We start from the raw sequence: 17,327 nt of genomic DNA on the forward strand, positions 1-17,327 counted from the left end.
ACCGGGTAGCCCTACTGCTCGGAGAGCACGGCAGACACGTCGATGGGAAAAGACAGATGTGCCGGCGCCGGCGTCGCATGCGGCAGGCGCTTTGAAAGTCCGTAACGCGGTATCGACTGTGTCAACCCATGCGCAGTCGCGATGCTCTTCAACATGCTCCGCCGTTGTCGCAGTGCACGCATTTCAGACATCGGCAGCGTATGCAGTGGTGCGCGTTGCCGCTGCAATGGTCGATGACGTGTCGCCACACGCAGGCGTCTGCGCACATCAGCTCGTCATGTCACCGCAGCACCGCATCAGACAGTCGCAGTCACTTTGCCGCATCGCAGTCACCTCTTCCCAATGCATCGCCAGGAGTCGCCATGTCCGCTCTCGTCAGTTTGCGCAACATCACCAAGACCTACCAACGCGGCCCCGAGCAGGTGCAGGTGCTGCACGGCATCGATCTGGAAATCGCCAGCGGCGATTTCGTGGCGTTGATGGGTCCCTCCGGATCGGGCAAGACCACCTTACTCAACCTGATCGGCGGGCTGGACAGCCCCAGCGGTGGCGAGATCGAGATCGAAGGCGAGCGCATCGATCGCATGAGCGGCGGCCAGCTGGCGACCTGGCGCAGCCACCACGTCGGCTTCGTGTTCCAGTTCTACAACCTGATGCCGATGCTCACCGCGCAAAAAAACGTGGAGCTGCCGTTGCTGCTCACCTCGCTCAATGCCGCGCAGCGCAAGCGCAACGCGGAGATCGCGCTCACCCTGGTCGGCCTGCAGGAACGCCGCAGCCACAAGCCCAGCGAGTTGTCCGGCGGCCAGCAGCAACGCGTGGCGATTGCGCGCGCGATTGTCTCCGACCCGACCTTCCTGATCTGCGACGAGCCCACCGGCGATCTGGACCGCCACAACGCCGAAGAAATCCTGCGCCTGCTGCAGGAGCTCAATCGCGAACATGGCAAGACCATCGTGATGGTCACCCATGACCCCAAGGCCGCCGAATACGCCACCCACACCATCCATCTGGACAAGGGCGAGCTGGCCGATGCGCCGCTTGCACTGTAAGGGAGCGCTGCCATGAAGTATCTGTCGTTGGTGTGGGCCCAGTTGTTCCGCAGCAAGACCCGCACCTTGCTGACCTTGCTCTCGGTGGTGGCGGCGTTCTTATTGTTCGGCATGCTCGATTCGGTGCGTGTGGCTTTTACCTCCGGCGGCAGCGTCAGCGGCGTGGACCGGCTGGTGGTGGCATCGCGTTTGTCGATCACCCAGTCGTTGCCGATCAATCTGGAAAACCAGATCCGCAGCGTGCCAGGCGTGCGTGATGTGACCTCGGCAATGTGGTTCGGCGGCATCTATCGCGACCCGAAGAATTTCTTCCCGAATTTTTCGGTGGCGCCGAATTTCTTCGACGTCTACAGCGAGTATCAGTTGCCCAAGGATCAACTCAAGGCCTTCCAGACCACGCGCACCGGGGCAGTGGTCGGCGAAAGCCTGGCCAGACAAAATGGCTGGAAGATCGGCGACACCATCCCGCTGCAGGCCACCATCTTTCCCCGCGGTGGCAGCAACGACTGGCCGCTGAAACTGGTCGGCATTTTCCGCATGAAAGACCGCACGGTGGCCGCGAATCAGGAACGCCAGTTGATGATGAACTGGAAATACTTCGACGAATCCAACGACTACATCAAGAGCCGGGTCAGCTGGTACACGGTGACGCTGCGTAATGCCGACCAGGCATCGCGCGTGGCGCAGGCGATCGACGCGTTGTCGGCCAACTCCGACCATGAAACCAAGTCGCAGACCGAGTCGGCGTTTCAGCAGGCCTTCGTCAAACAGTTCGCCGATATCGGTTTGATCGTCACCTCGATCATGGCCGCGGTGTTTTTCACCTTGTTGCTGCTGACCGGCAACACCATGGCGCAGGCCGTGCGCGAGCGCATCCCGGAGCTGGCCACGCTGAAGACGCTGGGCTTTCAGGACCGTACCGTGCTGAGTCTGGTGATGGTGGAATCGATGCTGCTGATCGGCCTGGGTGGTCTGATCGGCATGGGGCTGGCAGCGCTGGTGATCCCGGCGGTCGCAGCGCGCAGCGGTGGCCTGATGCCAACCCAGACCGTGCCGCTGCAGACCTGGCTGGTCGCCTTCGGGTTGATGGCCGGCATCGGCATCGTGGTGGGTGTGCTGCCGGCGTTACGCGCGCAGCGCTTGAAGATCGTCGATGCCCTCGCCGGCCGCTGACAGGAGCATGCACATGCAACGCAAATGGAAAGATCGTGGGGTCAACCTGTTGTCGACCGTGCTGCTCGCGCTCGGATTGGCTGCCTGGATCGCACTGCCGTGGATGGTATTGCTGCCGATGGGCGGATTGCTGGCGGTGTGGCTGCTGGTCACGCGCAGCGGGCGGCTCTCGCTGGCTGCCGCGCGCATCGGCATCGCCACGCTGCCGCAACGCTGGGGGTCCAGCTCGGTGATCGTGGTCGGCATTGCCGGCGTGGTCGGCGTGCTGGTGGCGATGCTGGCGATGGGCCAGGGCTTTCAGGCCACGCTCAACAGCACCGGCGACGACACCACCGCGATTGTCCTGCGCGGCGGTTCGCAGGCGGAGACCAACTCGGTGATCACCCGCGATCTGGTGCCGCTGATCAGCAGCCTGCCCGGCATCGCCGCCGATGCCAATGGCCGCCCGATGCTGTCGCCGGAATTGTCGCAGGTGGTCAATATCGCCTCGCGCTCCGATGGCACCGACGTCAACGCGCAACTGCGTGGCGTGGGCGAACAGGCCTGGGCCGTGCATGACAAGGTCAAGATCGTGCAGGGCCGCCGCTTCAGCACCGGCCTGCGCGAAATGGTGGTGGGCAAGGGCGCGTTGAACCAGTTCCGCGGATTGGAGTTGGGCAAGACACTCACGCTCGGCAGCCAGCAGTGGACCGTGGTGGGCGTGTTTGCCTCCGGCGATGCGCACGATTCGGAGATGTGGACCGACGCGCAGACACTGGCCACGACGTACAACCGCAGTGCCTATCAGTCGATCAGCGCGCGCACCACCGGCAAGGCAGGCTTCAGCGCGTTCAAGACCGCCATGGCCGCCGACCCGCGACTCAAACTGGATGTGGAAACCACCCGCGCCTACTACGGCAAGCAAGGCGGCGGCTTGAACAAGTTGATCAGCATCCTGGGCACGGTGATCGGTGCGATCATGGCGGTGGGCGCGGTGTTCGGCGCACTCAACACCATGTATGCGGCGGTGGCCACGCGTGCGCGCGAGATCGCGACCATGCGTGCGATCGGCTTTCGCGGCACGCCGGTGATCATGGCGCTGATGCTGGAAACCATGCTGCTGGCACTGCTGGGCGGGCTGCTGGGCGGGGCCATCGCCTGGGCGGTGTTCAACGGCTACACCGTCTCCACACTGGGCAACAACTTCAGCCAGGTGGTCTTCCAGTTCAAGGTGTCACCGGAGCTGTTGTGGAGCGGGCTGAAATGGGCGCTGGGCATTGGCCTGGTGGGCGGGCTGTTTCCGGCGCTGCGTGCAGCGCGTTTGCCGATCACCACGGCCTTGCGCGAGGTCTAGGCGGACGTTCGCCCGCCCGGGATTTGGGATTCGGGCGGTGGGAGTGGTGACAGCCAAAGCAGCGCGTCCAGGCACTGCGGCTGAACGTATTGCAGGCTGTCATCGTTTTGTCACTGCGGTGCGGTAGATGCGCCGGCCCGGCAGGCCGTAGCCTGCGCGGCCGTTGCATCCATCGATCTTCGCCATGACGCGCCTGATTCTGCTGGCCTGCGCCTGCCTGTGGCTGGCCGGCTGTTCCTCTTCTTCGACCTCGCTCAGCGAGCGCCTGGTTGCGCCCGGTGGCACCTCGCCGCTGCTGGACGAAGAACGCATCGCCGCCACCATCGCCACGGTGCCCAACCGCAGCGGGCATGTGGTGACGCGCGATGGCGTGCCGATCTTCTGGCGTGCGATCGATCCCGGCCAGTACGCCATGCATTACCGCTACAGGGGTCAGCGCAACGACCCGGCGCATGCGCTGGATGTGGATTTCAGCTTCAAGATCCCTGCCACCGCGCCGCCGACGCCGCGCGGCACAGTGGTGCTGCTGCACGGCTGGATGATGGATGGCGATTCGCTGCTGCCCTGGTCGCTGCAGCTCGCGCAGGCCGGCTACCGCGTGGTCACTATCGACCTGCGCAACCACGGGCATTCCGGCGGCGGGCCGTCCGGCTACGGCACACGCGAATCCGACGACGTCATCGACGTGCTCGATGCGCTGCAACCGCGCGGCGAAATCCGCGGGCCGCTGTATCTATTCGGCATTTCCTACGGCGCGGCCACCGCGCTGTTTACCGCCGACAAACTCGGCCCGCGCGTGACCGGCGTAGTGGCGATGGAATCCTTCGCCAATGCCGGGCGCGGTATTCGCGACATGGTGCCGCATCTGCTCTCCAGCCAGCCGCACGGGTGGCGCGGGCGGGCGGTGGCGGCGTATGCGCGCTGGCGCTACGCCGACCAGAATATCGACGCGGTGATTGCAGCGGCCGATAGCCAGCTCAAGCTGGACCTGGACCGTGTCGATGTCGCACACGCCCTGGCCGACACGCGCAGCTGCGTGCTACTGCTGCATGGCGATGCCGATCAGCACATTCCAGTCGCCCATGGCCGCGCACTCGCCCTGGCCAGCGCGCGTGCGCATTACGTCGAACTGGCTGGCGAAAACCATCTGAGCCTGCCGCTACGGCTGGATCTGCTCGGCGGGCCGATCGATCAATGGCTGGCACAGGTGCAACAAGACCCCAGCCATTGCCCCGCGCCGCAGACGCTGCCCGCTTCCACGCTGGCCGTGGCCAGCCCCTTGGCGATGCCGCAGAGTTGAGCGCGGCAGTCGCAGCATGCTCACGCGCAGCACACGCGCTGATGAAGACCACAGGCACTACATGCAGCGCTGCGCCGACTCAGCGCGTCACGACCGGCTGACGCGAACGCATCACGCTGTCGCCGACGAACAACAGCAAGCCGACCCAGATCGCGGCAAAGCCGATCGCGCGCCCCTGGTCGAACGGCTCGTGGAAGAACCACACGCCCAACAGCAACTGCAGGCTCGGCGCGATGTATTGCAGGATGCCCACCAACGACAGCGGAATGCGCCGCACGCCGTAAGCGAAGCCGATCAACGGCAGCGCCGTCACCACACCACCGAAGATCAGCATCGCATCGGTGCGCAGGTTCCAGCCGCTCAGGAATGCGCCGCCATGACCCTGCTCGCCCCAGGCCGCCAGCAGCAACGCCGGCACGAACAGATACACGCTTTCAACGCCCAGCCCGGCCACCGGATCCACAGCCACCAATTTGCGTAGCAGCCCGTAAATACCGAACGACACCGCCAACCCCAACGCAATCCACGGCGGCGCACCGGCATCGATGGTCAGCCACAGCACACCTGCTGCCGCGCACGTCACCGCCACCCACTGGATGCGACGCAGGCGCTCTTTTAACACCAGCACGCCCAGCAAGACGCTCAGCAATGGATTGATGAAGTAACCCAGGCTGGCCTCGATCACATGCCCGGCGTTGATCGACCAGATGTACAGGCCCCAGTTGAACGCGATCGCCACGCTGCTGCCGGCCAGCATCCGCAATGCGCGCGGCTGCGCGGCAATGCTGCGCCACCAGCGCAGGCCCGAGGTGGCCAGCAGCCACGCCACCACCAGCACCGTGCTCCACACGATGCGGTGGGCAATGATCTGCAGCGACGGCACCGCCTTGAGCAGATGCCAATACACCGGCACCAGCCCCCACAGGACGAAGGTGGACGCGGTGATCAACAGCCCGCGCCGCGCCTCCTGCGGCGAGATCGTGCTCATCGCCGCGCCTTGGCGAAGGTCACTACCAACACACCCGCCAGGATCACCGCCATCGCACCGATGTCCTGCGCGCTGAAGCGCTCGTGGCCCAGCCAGGCGCCCAGGCTCACCGCAATCACCGGATTGACGTAGGCATAGCTGCCGGCCAGGGCCGGGCGCACGTGATGCAGCAACCACACGTAGGCGGTGAACGCCACGATCGAGCCGAACACGCATAGGTACGCCACTGCCAACGCTCCTTGCGAGCTCGGCCATGCCTGCGGGCGCTCGCCGATCAGCAAGCCGGTACTGACCAGCAGCACGCCACCGCACAGCATCTGTCCGGCGGCGGTCATGAAGGGCGAAGGCAGATCGCGGCCGCGCGACCACACCGAGCCGAACGCCCAGCCAATCGGTGCGATCAGCAGCAACACCAACCCACCCGGCGTTGCGGTCAGGCTGCTGCCAGCGTTGAGCCATATCACGCCCAGAAAGCCGATCACGATGCCCAGCCATTCACCGCCGCTGGCATGCTGCCCGCGCAGGGCGCCGAACAAGGCCATCCACAGCGGCACCGAAGCCACTGCGGTAGCGGCCAGCCCGGACGACACACTCCGCTCAGCCAACACCACCATGCCGTTGCCCAGCAGCAGCAACGCCGCGCCCATCAGCGCCACGTTCTTCCACTGCCCGCGCGTAGGCGCAGCCACACCACGCCAGCGCAGCACACTGTAGAGCACGCTACCGGCGACGATGAAACGTGCGCCGGAGACCATCGTCAGCGGCTGCGCGCCACCTTCCAGCGCAAAGCGGATCGCCAGATAGGTCGAGCCCCACACCACGTAGACCAGCAACAAGGCGAGAACGACTAACCCGCTGCGCGCAGGCGCGGCAGCATCGTGAGAGGAAGACATCGGAACAGTGCCAGGCAGTGCAGGGTAAACTTCAATTCTAGAGCACATGCGAAAGCCCACGCCGCACGCAGGTCGCGGTATCGTGCAATTCACATCGCACCCGAGCGTACATATGCAGCGCCATCTCCTCTGGCTGGCCCTGGCCACATTGACCGCAGTTTCCACCACGGCCATGGCACGCGCGCCCGAGCCGTGGGAACTCAGCGGACGCAAGCTGATCGAAGCCGGACTGGACGGATCACTCGCGCCAGAAATCACGGCGCCGGAGCAGGCCGAACTCAAGGTCATGCTGTCGGCCAACCGCGCCGGCGCTTATCTGCTCGGCGTCGCCAGCACCAGCTATCGCGCCCAGTGGTGCATGCCGGCAGGCAAAACAGGCATACCGGATCTGCAGGCGATCATTGCCGATATCGATGCGCTGCCCGACGCGCGCCAGGACGAAGCCGCACCTGGCTTGATCGTCCAAGCGCTGGCAAAGCGCTATCCGTGCGGCAGCGGCGGGCGCGCTGGAAGCAAGCGTGCCACGGGCGACAAGCAGGCCAACGCCGGCGAGCCGTAGAGCGCGTGGATGCAAAGCCATTCAATGCGCGGCATTGACCGTCAGGCCAGGCAAACGCGTTGGATCAGCTACCCAAAGATGGCGAGCAGTCGTCGATGTGCATGGCCGGCACAGGAACCGCAGCATACGCGTGGTCCACGCCACACCCAGCACCGCCCGCGCCCGCCTGACGGTGGACGCAGTCACGTTGTCAGTCGCTCTTCGTCCACGTGGTGGAGGCCGCGCGGCCCTCCACCACTGCGCCCTTACTTGCGCGCCGCATCGCTCTTGGCACGGATCGCCTTGAACTCCGAGCCGTCCTGCCAGCTCGGCCACTGCCGGCCATTAGCCAGCGCTACGCCCACATCGTAGACCAGGGTGGTGTCGGCGGCATGGCCGCTAGCATCCCATTGCGGGGTCCAGCGGTCGCAGGGCTGGTGGTAGCAGTCGGCGAAATATTTGTCGCGCAGTGCCTTGCCTGCGCTGACGCCGCCGTTGAGCATGTCTAAGCCAGGGCCGGCGGTAATCGCCGGTACGCCCATGCGCGCGAACGCAAAATGGTCGGCGCGGTAGAAGAAGCCAGCTTCCAGATTCGGGTCCGGCGAATAGCTGCGTCCACGCGCCTTGGCAGCGGTTTCCAGATCGCCTTCCAGCGACACTCGACCACGTCCCCATGAAGCAATGTCGCGGGTCGGACCATCGGGGCTGAACATTTCCATATTGAGCACGGCCACGGTCCTGTCCAACGGCGCCAGTGGATGCGCAGCGTAGTAATTGGCGCCAAGCAGACCCTTTTCTTCTGCGGTCAGCGCGATGAAATACAGCGTGCGCTGCGGCTTGGGACCGGCCGCAAACACGCGCGCGAGCTCCAGCACGCTGGCCACCCCGGTGGCGTTGTCTACCGCACCCCGCCGGATCGTGTCGCCACTGGCATCGGCCTTGCCGATACCGAACGCATCCCAGTGCGCGGAGAAGATCACCGTCTCATCCGGATGCTGGCTGCCGGTGAGTTTGGCCACGACGTTGTGCGTGACCACACGCTCGCGCTTGAGCTTGAAATCCACCGACAACCTCGCATCGCCCAATGCCACCGGCGCGAAATCGCGCTGCTGCGCACGTGCCTTCGCTTGTTCGAAATCCAGGCCCGCCTGCTTGAACAACGACACCGCCAGCGCACGCTGCATCCAGCCACGCACCGGAACATGCTGCGCCTTGGCATCGGTATCGCTGCGTTCGATATCGAACAACGGCGACATGCCCGAGCTCTGCACCGTGGCCCAGCCATACGCCGCCGGCGCAGTCTCGTGCACGATCAACACACCGGCCGCACCGCGTCGCGCGGCCTCCTCGTACTTGTAGGTCCAACGCCCGTAATACGTCACGGCCTTGCCATCGAATGCGCCCGGCTGCGGCGATTCGAAATCGGCGTCGTTGATCAGCACCACGGCAATCTTGCCGCGCAGGTCCACACCTTTGTAATCGTCCCATTGCCGCTCGGGCGCGCTGATGCCGTAACCGACGAACACCAGCGGCGCATTCTTCAGCGCGACCGCCTTCTGCGGGCGCAGGCTCTGCAAGGTCACATCGCTGCCATTGACCAGCGCCTGGGTCTTGCCGCCGACGCGCAGGCTCGCGCGCACCGGGCCATCCACCTGCGCGCGCACCAGCGGCACCGCCTGCGTCCAACCGCCCTGCTCGCCACCTGGCTCCAGGCCGGCGACCTTGAACTGCTCCACCAGGTAATCAACCGTGCGCTGCTCACCGGCACTGGCCGGCGCGCGCCCTTCGAATTCATCCGACGCCAGCAGGCGCACATGCCGCGACAACGCCTCGGCATCGATGCCACCGCCAGGCAGATCGTTGGCAGCCTGCGCCACACCTCCGACAAACAGGCAGGCGGACAACAGCAGGATACGCATCGGATTCACGGTGAGGCCTTGCAACAGGTAGATGACACATAGTTTACAAGCGCGCAGCCAACGCAGGAGCGCCATGACGCGGAATGCATTCGATCGCAGGAACTGCGTGCATGGCCAAGAGGGGCTAACAACACGACGGCGTAGCCGCCAGGCGGACGCGGACGGTACCCGGAATCGGCATGTACCACGCGTACGCTGCGGGTCTCAGCGCGCCGTCCACACCCGCCTGACGACTGCTCGCTACTTTTAGTGAGCCAACTCCAAGAGCGAATAACCTCCGGTTTGGCTGCAAGGCCTTTGCCCGACATCGCCGGACCGTCGAGGTGCCGGGTGTGCATGGTTGCAATCGGGTCATCACCGCCATTGTTGTTGTATCTGCGTGAGCTATGCGCGTTCCAATGGAAGCCGAGCAACCGTAGAGCGTTGAAGAAGGTCACCGTCTGGTGCGGTGTCCTCGCCGCTTGCGGGACCATTGGCGGCATGGATGCTGCATCGAGCCCCAAAGGATGAGTTCACGGCCTGTCCTACGAGCGGCAGTGACACTGCGTGCCCGACTGACCTGCCTTTATCGACGCGATCATGTGCTACACCATTGCACAGGCGTCATTCGCCGCTCCAATCGGGCTAATGCGTGCGCGCTGCACGATCCAGCCAACAGCCCAGCCCTTGCGCGTTGAGCTCGATGTCCGTTGCCAGCAGTTGCTCCACCGCCGCATCGTCCAACCGGCATCCATGTTGGCGTGCGCGTTCCAGATACAACTCGGTCAATGCCGTCACCATGCAGCGATGCCGGTCCCGACGTTGCGCGCAGCCCAGTGCAATCTCGGTCATCGCCTGAATCTGCTCGCCCAGCGCCTGTGCCAACGGTGCCGGCGATGTGACACGGCCGTAATGGGTGAGATACATCGCCTCCGGTGCGGTGTCCATCAGGCGTGCGATCGACTGCTGCATCGCCTCGGGCTCGAATTGCACCGGCGAGGACGTCGGCAGGATGAAGGCACCCTGCGCACTGTCCAACTGGCGATACGACAGGCCGAAGGTGTCGCCGGTGAACCAGCTGCGGCTACGCGTATCCCATACGCACAGATGATGGCGTGCATGCCCGGGCGTATCGATCGTGCGCAGCGCGCGCTCGCCCAGCATCACCGTGTGACCATCGGCCGCCTCAACCACACGTTCGGCCGGCACCGGCTCGATGACGCCGTAGCTGCGCGCCATTTCCGCCTCGCCATACACCGCGGTGGCACCGGCAATCAGCCGCGTAGGGTCGATCAGATGCGGCGCACCGCGCGGATGCACCAGTACCTGCGCATTGGGCAGGTGTTGCAACAAGGCCCCGGCACCGCCGGCATGATCCAGATGCACATGGGTCAGGATCAACCAATCTATCTGTGCAGGCGCCAACCCCGCCGCCTGCACTGCGGTCAGCATCTGCGGCACCGACAGCGAGGTACCGCAATCGATCAAGGCACCGCGTTGCGCTTCGACGATCAAATACGCTGCATCGAATTGCACGCCACCAAAGCCGGTATCGATGGTGTGGATGTTGCACTCGGCTGTCGCTGTCATTCGCACCCCGCGGCGGCTCTAGAGACTGCAGTGTAGGCCCAAGCCTTGCCTCGCTGTCATGCATGTCGCCACAGGCACGCCACAACGCAGCGATCCATGGCGAACAGCTACGCCCGCAGCGTCGCGTCGATCATGCGTCGCGCAACGCGTGCATCGCGGCAAGAATCACGTCCGCATCCACTTGCGCATGCACGCCCGGCAGTTGCAAATCACTCGCCTGCGCAGCCTGCTTCAACCGTGCGATCAATTGCCCGGCATCGCGTGGCGAGGCGAAGCCATCGCTCTGCAACAACAACGTCCCCGCACCGTCATTCAACTTGAAATAGAACTGGCCATCGCTTTCACGATATTGCTTGAACACCGGCAGCGCGATCTTTTCGCCAACCTCGCTTACCGCTGCGCCGGCCTGACTGGACAGATCGCGCAGGCCGACCGCATCGCGCAGCTCGGCCAGCAGCGGGGTGGCATAGCGCGCGCGCAAACGTGTGCCGCCGGCGCGCAGAATCGCTTCGATCTTGGCCGGCTCTGCCATCAGCGCTTCGTAGCGCGTGCGCAGCGGCGCGATGTCCTGATCGATCCGTTCGAACAACTGCTGCTTGGCATCGCCCCAGCTAATGCCGTCGGCAAATGCCTGCGCAAATGCCGCAGACTCCTGCGGCGTGGCGAATGCCTGATACAGCTGAAACAACGCCGATCCCTGCGTGTCCTTCGCCTCGCCCGGCGCACGCGAATCGGTGAGGATGGAAAACACTAGTTTGCGCAACTCCTCGCGTGGTGCAAACAGCGCAATCGTATTGCTGTAGCTCTTGCTCATCTTGCGGCCGTCCAGGCCCGGCAAGGTAGAGACCTGCTCATCGATGACGACCTCGGGCAAGGTAAAAAACTCGCGCCCATACACATGATTGAAGCGCTGGGCAAAATCGCGCGCCATTTCGATGTGCTGAATCTGATCACGCCCCACCGGCACCTTGTGCGCGTTGAAGATCAAGATGTCGGCGGCCATCAGCACCGGGTACATGAACAAGCCTGCGGTGACCCCGGCATCTTCGTCCTCACCGTCGGCGCGGTTCTTGTCCACCGCGGCCTTGTAGGCATGCGCGCGATTGAGGATGCCCTTGCCGGCCACGCAGGTCAGCAGCCACATCAGCTCGGTGGTCTCGGGCACGTCGGACTGCCGATAGAACCACACCTTCTCCGGATCCAGCCCGCAGGCCAGCCAGGTGGCGGCAATTTCCAGCGTCGAACGCTGCGTGCGTGCCGGATCCTGCGCTTTGATCAGACTGTGCAAGTCAGCCAGGAAATAGAAGCTCTCGGTATCGGCGCCCGCGCTGGCCTGGATGGCGGGGCGGATCGCACCGACGTAATTGCCCAGATGCGGGGTGCCGGAAGTGGTGATGCCGGTAAGGACACGAGTGGTCATCTGCGTAATGCCAGGGAATCAGCCCCCAAGTTTAGCGGTTCCGCACCCCTGCCATCGCTGCCGCCTGATCGAAGGCAGGCTTTCGACGCACAAACGCAGAACGGGCCGCACTCGGCGGCCCGTCGTCTGTAACCTGCGCCGCATCGGGCAGCAGGGTGGCGCACTATCAGGTCTCGTCGCGCAACGATTTTTCGAACGCGCGTACTTCGGTCTGGGCGCGGTCGCGATCCCAGCCATAACGTTCCTGCAGCTTGCCTTGCAGATATTCCGCATTGCCTTCGGCAACCTTGAAATCGTCGTCGGTGAGGTCGCCCCACTTCGCCTGGGCCTTGCCCTTCAACTGGGTCCACTTGCCGGAAATGATGTCAGTGTTCATGCGATGACTCCGCTGATGCGGCCTTAATTGACCGTGGCGCCAGATTGCCAATGGCGATGTTTGCGATGGATCAACAGGTGTCAAACGATCGATCACGGCACTGAACGGTTGCCGACTCGCAACCAGGATGCAACGCGTGGACCGTGTCAAGCAAAGGATGCTGACGCCACTTTTACGGTGCAATAGCGCACAAAAAAACGGACCTTGCGGCCCGTTTTTTGTTTGCATGCGGCGGCAGATTACTTACGCGCTGCGTCTTCCACCTTCTCGCCAGCACCCTTCACGTCCTTGCCAGCACCTGCGACGGTGTTGCAGCCCGACAGCATACCGACCGACAACATCGACAGCACCAGCAGCACAATTGCACGCTTCATAACACACTCCTCATGGATAAAGCGGCGCGTTGCCGCAGATCGAACGATTCAACAAGCCACGCAGTGGTGACGGATCAGCACTTACCGTCGCTGCATTTTTCGGCCGTTTTCTCGACCTTCCCACCTGCGCCCTGCATGTCCTTGCCAGCGCCAGCCACGGTGTTGCAGCCCGTCATCACGCCGGCCGAAAACAGGCCCAATACCATCAGTGTCAGCAGTCGCTTCATCGCTCGTCCTCGTTGTGTAACGGTGCCAGCGCACCTCGCTTGGCGCCAAATCTGACTGCGCGGCCGTGGATTTGATGTGAACGCGGTGCGCCGCGTTCAGCGCTGGATCAATCCCGCATCAGCGTCGACTTGCCAAACAGGCTTTCGACCAGATCCACCGCCAGTTCAGCGGTCGCGTTGCGGTTGTCCAGCACCGGGTTGAGCTCGACGATATCCAACGACCCCATGCGCCCGGTGTCGGCGATCATCTCCATCACCAGCTGCGCCTCGCGGTAGTTGGGGCCGCCGGGCACAGTGGTGCCCACGCCCGGTGCGATGCTGGGGTCGAGGAAATCCACATCGAAGCTCACGTGCAGGTGCGTGTCGGCAGTCATGTCCTGCAGCGCGGCTTCCATGGTGCGCTTCATGCCGGCTTCGTCGATGTAGCGCATGTCGTACACATCGATGCGGTGCTGCTTGATCAGCCGCTTCTCCTCCGGGTCCACCGAGCGGATACCGATTTGCCGCACCTGCTCGGGAAACAACGCCGGCGCACTGCCACCGAGATGGGTCAGCGCCTGCGGGCCCAGCCCGCACAAGCAGGCAACGGGCATGCCGTGCACATTGCCAGACGGCGTCACCTCGCTGGTGTTGAAGTCCGAATGCGCATCCAGCCACAACACCCGCAACGGCCGGCCCTGCTCGCGGCAGTACTTGGCAACCGCAGTGATCGAGCCGATGCCTAGGCAATGATCGCCACCGAGCATGATCGGCATGCGTCCGGCACGCAGTTCGGCGTAGCTGGCATCCATCAGCGCCTGGTTCCAGGCCACCACTTCGTCCAGATGCCGGTAGCCGGCTTGCGGTGCCTGCCAGGGATTGCGCGGGCCATCCAAATTGCCCAGGTCGCGTACCTCCACGCCGCGGCCGACCAGCGCCTCGTGCAGGCCGGCGATGCGTAGCGCCTCCGGTCCCATGCGCGCGCCACGGTGGCCGGCGCCGATGTCGGTGGGAACGCCAATCAAGGAAACCGGCACGTACTGCGTTGCCATGCATTGCTCCAGCATCGATAAAGCCAAGCAGTCTAGTGGCCCGCCCGCACGGTGACGCGCGGCAGCGCAGCACGGCATCTGCCATGCCATGAACAGTGCGACGAAGCGCGAGGTTTAGATCTGCCTCTTCGGGCCGCTACCGTGACGTGCCATGCCACTTTGTGGCGCGCCGGACGTTGCCGATCCTGCCTGTCTGACCGCCCAGTGAAGCAACACGGGCCGGAGTGACAGCCTGCTCGGATCCGGGTGGTGTGGTGCGCGCCGGCCAGCGCAGCACGCCACGCATGCACGCGCTCAAGCCATCAAGCAACAGGGGGATTTCATGCCGAATAACGCCGTCAACCAGGTCGTCAAGGCTGCCGTGGGCGACGTCCCGCGGGCGTCGCATTTCTACGATCTGCAGCGTATCGGGCACGAGTTCGCGCAGACCATCGAGCGTGAGCCGGGCATCCGTCTGTTGATGCTTTCCACCGCCGATGGGCGCGCCATTACCGAGCAATCCAGCCTGGATGTGGACGGGCGCCGGCTTGCCGCAATGGCCAATTCGTTCCTGACCCTGGGCGAGACCCTGGCGCGCGAATCCAGCCTGAAAGAGGCAGATTACGCCACCATCAGCACGCGTGCCGGGCAGCTGGTGTTGATCCGCATCCGCGCCGACAAACCGCTGACCCTCACTGCCGTGGGCGGTAGCGACATCAATGCTGCTGCGTTGCTGTTCAATGCGCGCGATTGCGCCGGCCGCCTCGCCACCGTGTTGACGCCGCCGCAAGGCTGAGCGCTTGGTACCGTTTGTGCATGCCGCAAGACACTCATTACTCACCGCTTGTAAGGACGAACCATGTCAAAACTCAATCTGGAACACCTGCATTCGCTGGCCGGCTTCGTCGGTGCGGCGCTGGTCGATAGCGACAGCGGCATGGCACTGGGCATGACCGGCGGTGCCGAGCTCAACCTGGAACTTGCAGCGGCCGGCAATACCGACGTGCTGCGTGCGAAGCGCCGCATCGCCGAACAGCTCGGTTTGAACGACACCATCGAAGACATCCTGATCACGCTGGCGCGCCAGTACCACCTGCTGCGCCCGCTCGAAAGCAACGGCGCGCTATTCCTGTATGTGGTGCTGGACCGCACAAAGGCCAATCTGGCCATGGCCCGTCATGAGCTCAAGGCGTTCGAGAAGACCCTCGATTTCGGTTGATGCCAACCATGCGGCGCAAGCGCGTTGCCTGCTCCAGCCTGCCGGTGCGTACCGGTAGGCATCTCGCTCTTCCAATGCGCCACCACGGCGCCGGCTCATGACTACACCCATCAACGCCATGCGGGTCGCTACGGCCGGCCTGGACCTGCTGCACACCACACGCCTGAAACTGGCGTGCTCGCTGCTGCTTGTCGAACGCATCGACGTGCAGTTGGGCGAATGGCCGCAGCATGTCGCCGATGTCGTGGTGCTGAGCCTGGACAGCGCCGATGGCCTGGCCGCCTGGCAGGCGCTGCAGGGGCAACCGGTGCGTATGCTGGTGGTGTCGCGCACGCCGGTTGCAGGCGCATGGATCAAGCACGGCGCCACCGTACGCGAGCTCAACGAACAGGTGCGCATGCTGTTGTCCTCGCCACACGCCACCCCGGTAGCGGAACCAGCGCTTTTGCTGCGGCATTGCCGCGGCGAATTCGGCACCGGCGTGGTGACCCTGCAGCATGCGCAGTTGCAGATCCGTGTGGACCCGCGCAATGGCTGCGTGCACTTGCCGGCTGGCGTGGCGCTTGGCGAGGTGATCGCCGCGCTCGACCGTTCGGGCTGGCACGCCGTGCCGGACCTTGCTGCCACTGCGTTACCGCAACGCCTTTCATTCGAAGCGCTGTTCTTTGCCCTGCCCGGGCATCTGCGCCCGGCACTGCCGGCCGTGGAACCCAGCCATGCGCTGCAACTGCGCCAGTGGCCGGAGTTGAGCGCAGAGACCAGTTCGCCAGCCCAATTGCTCGCCATCGCCCACCTGCATGCGCGCCCGTGGCGCCCGCAGGCGTTGGCCAGCGCTTGCAAGCTGCCGCTGCAAACGGTGGAATGCCTGTTCGCCGCTGCACTCGCCAGCGGCCTTGCCCAGACTGCGGAGATTCCCGTGCCTGCAACGCAGCGTCGTCCGGACAGCGGCAACACGCGGTTCTTTTCCTGGGTCGCGCGTCGGTTCGGCCTTTCCCTCTTCCAGACGCAGTCATGAGTCTTCCAGCCAACAAGCTGGTGTTCGTCGGCGGTATGGGCGCCGGCAAGACCACCGCAGTGCGCGCCATCTCCGATGTGGAGCCGGTCAGCACCGAAATGCCACTGAGCCAGGATGCGTACGGCGACAAGACCTACACCACCGTCGCGCTGGACTACAGCTCGATCGAGCTGGAGGACGGTGAGCTGCTGCACGTGTACGGCGTGCCCGGTCAGAAATACCTGGATTTCATGTGGCCGCTGGTGTGCGACGGCGCCTTGGGCGTCATCGTGCTGACCAACGCGCGCGACCCGCAGATGCTCAGTGCCACGCTGGCGTTATTGCGTGAGTTTACGCAGATCGCACCCCAAGCCAGCCTGGCGGTGGGCATCACCATGACCGATGAAGTCGAAGATTTCCTGATGCCGCCATTTCGCGATGCCTTGGTGGCCGAAGGCTTCCGCATCCCGGTCATGCGGGTGGATGCGCGCTCGGCCACCCAGATCACCTTCCTGGTGAAGTCGCTGCTGTCCTATCGCTACACCTCGGCGACCAGCTGATCATCAGCGCGCCTGGCGCGTGCATGTGCGGCAGAGAGAGATGGTGAGGAAGACAAGGAATCCGGTCACGACGTGCCTGAGAGGGCGTCACGCGGGGGATGCCGCCTCTAGGGTGGCGGCGACGCGTCCGTCTTCCTTGAAGCCAGAAACACGACTCAGTCGTAATACGAATGTGCCGTGTGTCTGACTTATTCAGTATGGAGCGCGGTCAGAAACCAGGACATCGGGACGTTCCCGACATCGCGCAGGACATACCGGCGATAAGTCATCGGCATATGCCGCGTCACCTGCCAGACCTTGCGTAGCTGTGTTCGCTGCATGCTGGCCCATCACGTTGCGACAGCGTTCGCGGTGTGTGCCTGCGTCTGCAGCTGGCTCGGTC

Annotated in this window: 18 protein-coding genes and 1 other RNA gene; 10 read left to right on the top strand and 9 right to left on the bottom strand. The window is 64.2% G+C overall.

Features of this window, described 5'->3' with window-relative positions:
* Window positions 1-362 precede the first annotated feature (362 nt).
* From XpruCFBP8353_RS17940 to XpruCFBP8353_RS17955, 4 genes are all read left to right on the top strand, one after another.
* Window positions 363-1,052: an ABC transporter ATP-binding protein gene (locus XpruCFBP8353_RS17940; RefSeq protein WP_101364429.1), complete on the top strand. Its 690-nt coding sequence runs from the start codon at window positions 363-365 to the stop codon at window positions 1,050-1,052.
* 12 nt (window positions 1,053-1,064) lie between these two features.
* The gene (locus XpruCFBP8353_RS17945) at window positions 1,065-2,225 is read left to right on the top strand and encodes an ABC transporter permease (protein ID WP_101364430.1); all 1,161 of its coding nucleotides are present in this window, start codon (window positions 1,065-1,067) and stop codon (window positions 2,223-2,225) included.
* Between the two features lie 13 nt (window positions 2,226-2,238).
* The gene (locus tag XpruCFBP8353_RS17950; protein WP_162301107.1) at window positions 2,239-3,558 is read left to right on the top strand and encodes an ABC transporter permease; all 1,320 of its coding nucleotides are present in this window, start codon (window positions 2,239-2,241) and stop codon (window positions 3,556-3,558) included.
* Between the two features lie 184 nt (window positions 3,559-3,742).
* A complete protein-coding gene (locus XpruCFBP8353_RS17955) occupies window positions 3,743-4,858 on the top strand; it encodes an alpha/beta hydrolase family protein (RefSeq protein ID WP_101364431.1) in 1,116 nt (371 codons plus the stop codon).
* Between the two features lie 79 nt (window positions 4,859-4,937).
* Here XpruCFBP8353_RS17955 and rarD read toward each other — a convergent pair whose 3' ends face one another.
* Together rarD and yedA are read right to left on the bottom strand one after the other, a co-directional pair.
* Window positions 4,938-5,846, bottom strand: a complete 909-nt coding sequence (gene rarD, locus XpruCFBP8353_RS17960) for an EamA family transporter RarD (RefSeq protein ID WP_101364432.1) — start codon at window positions 5,844-5,846, stop codon at window positions 4,938-4,940.
* The gene (yedA, locus tag XpruCFBP8353_RS17965) at window positions 5,843-6,787 is read right to left on the bottom strand and encodes a drug/metabolite exporter YedA (protein ID WP_207759670.1); all 945 of its coding nucleotides are present in this window, start codon (window positions 6,785-6,787) and stop codon (window positions 5,843-5,845) included. The genes rarD and yedA overlap by 4 nt, the downstream gene beginning before the upstream one ends.
* Window positions 6,788-6,818: 31 nt before the next feature.
* Between yedA and XpruCFBP8353_RS17970 the strand changes: the two genes are divergently transcribed.
* Complete coding sequence (locus tag XpruCFBP8353_RS17970) at window positions 6,819-7,298, top strand: Rap1a/Tai family immunity protein (protein WP_207759680.1); 480 nt, start codon at window positions 6,819-6,821, stop codon at window positions 7,296-7,298.
* 245 nt (window positions 7,299-7,543) lie between these two features.
* Here the strand turns inward: XpruCFBP8353_RS17970 and XpruCFBP8353_RS17975 are convergent, their stop codons facing one another.
* A complete protein-coding gene (locus tag XpruCFBP8353_RS17975; RefSeq protein WP_101364490.1) occupies window positions 7,544-9,196 on the bottom strand; it encodes a M28 family metallopeptidase in 1,653 nt (550 codons plus the stop codon).
* A gap of 179 nt (window positions 9,197-9,375) precedes the next feature.
* Here XpruCFBP8353_RS17975 and XpruCFBP8353_RS17980 point away from each other — a divergent pair.
* A non-coding RNA gene (locus XpruCFBP8353_RS17980) (sX9 sRNA) lies at window positions 9,376-9,452 on the top strand.
* Window positions 9,453-9,820: 368 nt separating this feature from the next.
* Here XpruCFBP8353_RS17980 and XpruCFBP8353_RS17985 read toward each other — a convergent pair.
* The 6 genes from XpruCFBP8353_RS17985 to rocF form a co-directional block, all read right to left on the bottom strand.
* Window positions 9,821-10,765, bottom strand: a complete 945-nt coding sequence (locus XpruCFBP8353_RS17985; RefSeq protein ID WP_101364435.1) for an MBL fold metallo-hydrolase — start codon at window positions 10,763-10,765, stop codon at window positions 9,821-9,823.
* A gap of 130 nt (window positions 10,766-10,895) precedes the next feature.
* Window positions 10,896-12,185 (bottom strand): tryptophan--tRNA ligase, encoded by a 1,290-nt coding sequence (locus tag XpruCFBP8353_RS17990; protein ID WP_101364436.1) that lies wholly within the window; start codon window positions 12,183-12,185, stop codon window positions 10,896-10,898.
* Window positions 12,186-12,351: 166 nt separating this feature from the next.
* Window positions 12,352-12,561: a CsbD family protein gene (locus XpruCFBP8353_RS17995; RefSeq protein ID WP_017117799.1), complete on the bottom strand. Its 210-nt coding sequence runs from the start codon at window positions 12,559-12,561 to the stop codon at window positions 12,352-12,354.
* Window positions 12,562-12,800: 239 nt separating this feature from the next.
* Window positions 12,801-12,935: an entericidin A/B family lipoprotein gene (locus tag XpruCFBP8353_RS18000; protein ID WP_010374872.1), complete on the bottom strand. Its 135-nt coding sequence runs from the start codon at window positions 12,933-12,935 to the stop codon at window positions 12,801-12,803.
* Window positions 12,936-13,009: 74 nt separating this feature from the next.
* Complete coding sequence (locus XpruCFBP8353_RS18005) at window positions 13,010-13,162, bottom strand: entericidin A/B family lipoprotein (protein ID WP_010374875.1); 153 nt, start codon at window positions 13,160-13,162, stop codon at window positions 13,010-13,012.
* A 107-nt stretch (window positions 13,163-13,269) separates the two neighbouring features.
* Window positions 13,270-14,193 carry an arginase gene (rocF, locus tag XpruCFBP8353_RS18010; protein ID WP_101364491.1) on the bottom strand — a complete coding sequence of 308 codons (924 nt, stop codon included), beginning with the start codon at window positions 14,191-14,193 and terminating at the stop codon, window positions 13,270-13,272.
* A 322-nt stretch (window positions 14,194-14,515) separates the two neighbouring features.
* Here rocF and XpruCFBP8353_RS18015 point away from each other — a divergent pair, with 322 nt between their 5' ends.
* The 4 genes from XpruCFBP8353_RS18015 (at window position 14,516) to XpruCFBP8353_RS18030 (ending at window position 16,945) form a co-directional block, all read left to right on the top strand.
* Window positions 14,516-14,968 carry a roadblock/LC7 domain-containing protein gene (locus XpruCFBP8353_RS18015; RefSeq protein WP_101364437.1) on the top strand — a complete coding sequence of 151 codons (453 nt, stop codon included), beginning with the start codon at window positions 14,516-14,518 and terminating at the stop codon, window positions 14,966-14,968.
* A 63-nt stretch (window positions 14,969-15,031) separates the two neighbouring features.
* Window positions 15,032-15,391 (top strand): roadblock/LC7 domain-containing protein, encoded by a 360-nt coding sequence (locus XpruCFBP8353_RS18020; protein WP_101364438.1) that lies wholly within the window; start codon window positions 15,032-15,034, stop codon window positions 15,389-15,391.
* A gap of 97 nt (window positions 15,392-15,488) precedes the next feature.
* Entirely contained in the window at window positions 15,489-16,406 is a 918-nt protein-coding gene (locus XpruCFBP8353_RS18025) for a hypothetical protein (protein ID WP_101364439.1), read from the top strand.
* Window positions 16,403-16,945, top strand: a complete 543-nt coding sequence (locus XpruCFBP8353_RS18030; RefSeq protein ID WP_101364440.1) for a GTP-binding protein — start codon at window positions 16,403-16,405, stop codon at window positions 16,943-16,945. The genes XpruCFBP8353_RS18025 and XpruCFBP8353_RS18030 overlap by 4 nt, the downstream gene beginning before the upstream one ends.
* The last annotated feature ends 382 nt before the right edge of the window (window positions 16,946-17,327 follow it).

Origin of the sequence: Xanthomonas prunicola, assembly GCF_002846205.1 — a bacterium.
In the GTDB taxonomy this organism is placed as follows: domain Bacteria; phylum Pseudomonadota; class Gammaproteobacteria; order Xanthomonadales; family Xanthomonadaceae; genus Xanthomonas; species Xanthomonas prunicola.

Coding starts and splice junctions, on each gene's coding strand:
- rocF (WP_101364491.1), bottom strand. CDS start 14,193: ATGGCAACGCAGTACGTGCCGGTTTCCTTGATTGGCGTTCCCACCGAC.
- XpruCFBP8353_RS18020 (WP_101364438.1), top strand. CDS start 15,032: ATGTCAAAACTCAATCTGGAACACCTGCATTCGCTGGCCGGCTTCGTC.
- XpruCFBP8353_RS17995 (WP_017117799.1), bottom strand. CDS start 12,561: ATGAACACTGACATCATTTCCGGCAAGTGGACCCAGTTGAAGGGCAAG.
- XpruCFBP8353_RS18025 (WP_101364439.1), top strand. CDS start 15,489: ATGACTACACCCATCAACGCCATGCGGGTCGCTACGGCCGGCCTGGAC.
- XpruCFBP8353_RS18015 (WP_101364437.1), top strand. CDS start 14,516: ATGCCGAATAACGCCGTCAACCAGGTCGTCAAGGCTGCCGTGGGCGAC.
- XpruCFBP8353_RS17950 (WP_162301107.1), top strand. CDS start 2,239: ATGCAACGCAAATGGAAAGATCGTGGGGTCAACCTGTTGTCGACCGTG.
- XpruCFBP8353_RS17940 (WP_101364429.1), top strand. CDS start 363: ATGTCCGCTCTCGTCAGTTTGCGCAACATCACCAAGACCTACCAACGC.
- XpruCFBP8353_RS17955 (WP_101364431.1), top strand. CDS start 3,743: ATGACGCGCCTGATTCTGCTGGCCTGCGCCTGCCTGTGGCTGGCCGGC.
- XpruCFBP8353_RS17990 (WP_101364436.1), bottom strand. CDS start 12,185: ATGACCACTCGTGTCCTTACCGGCATCACCACTTCCGGCACCCCGCAT.
- XpruCFBP8353_RS17945 (WP_101364430.1), top strand. CDS start 1,065: ATGAAGTATCTGTCGTTGGTGTGGGCCCAGTTGTTCCGCAGCAAGACC.
- XpruCFBP8353_RS18005 (WP_010374875.1), bottom strand. CDS start 13,162: ATGAAGCGACTGCTGACACTGATGGTATTGGGCCTGTTTTCGGCCGGC.
- XpruCFBP8353_RS17975 (WP_101364490.1), bottom strand. CDS start 9,196: ATGCGTATCCTGCTGTTGTCCGCCTGCCTGTTTGTCGGAGGTGTGGCG.
- XpruCFBP8353_RS18000 (WP_010374872.1), bottom strand. CDS start 12,935: ATGAAGCGTGCAATTGTGCTGCTGGTGCTGTCGATGTTGTCGGTCGGT.
- yedA (WP_207759670.1), bottom strand. CDS start 6,787: ATGTGCTCTAGAATTGAAGTTTACCCTGCACTGCCTGGCACTGTTCCG.
- XpruCFBP8353_RS17985 (WP_101364435.1), bottom strand. CDS start 10,765: ATGACAGCGACAGCCGAGTGCAACATCCACACCATCGATACCGGCTTT.
- rarD (WP_101364432.1), bottom strand. CDS start 5,846: ATGAGCACGATCTCGCCGCAGGAGGCGCGGCGCGGGCTGTTGATCACC.
- XpruCFBP8353_RS18030 (WP_101364440.1), top strand. CDS start 16,403: ATGAGTCTTCCAGCCAACAAGCTGGTGTTCGTCGGCGGTATGGGCGCC.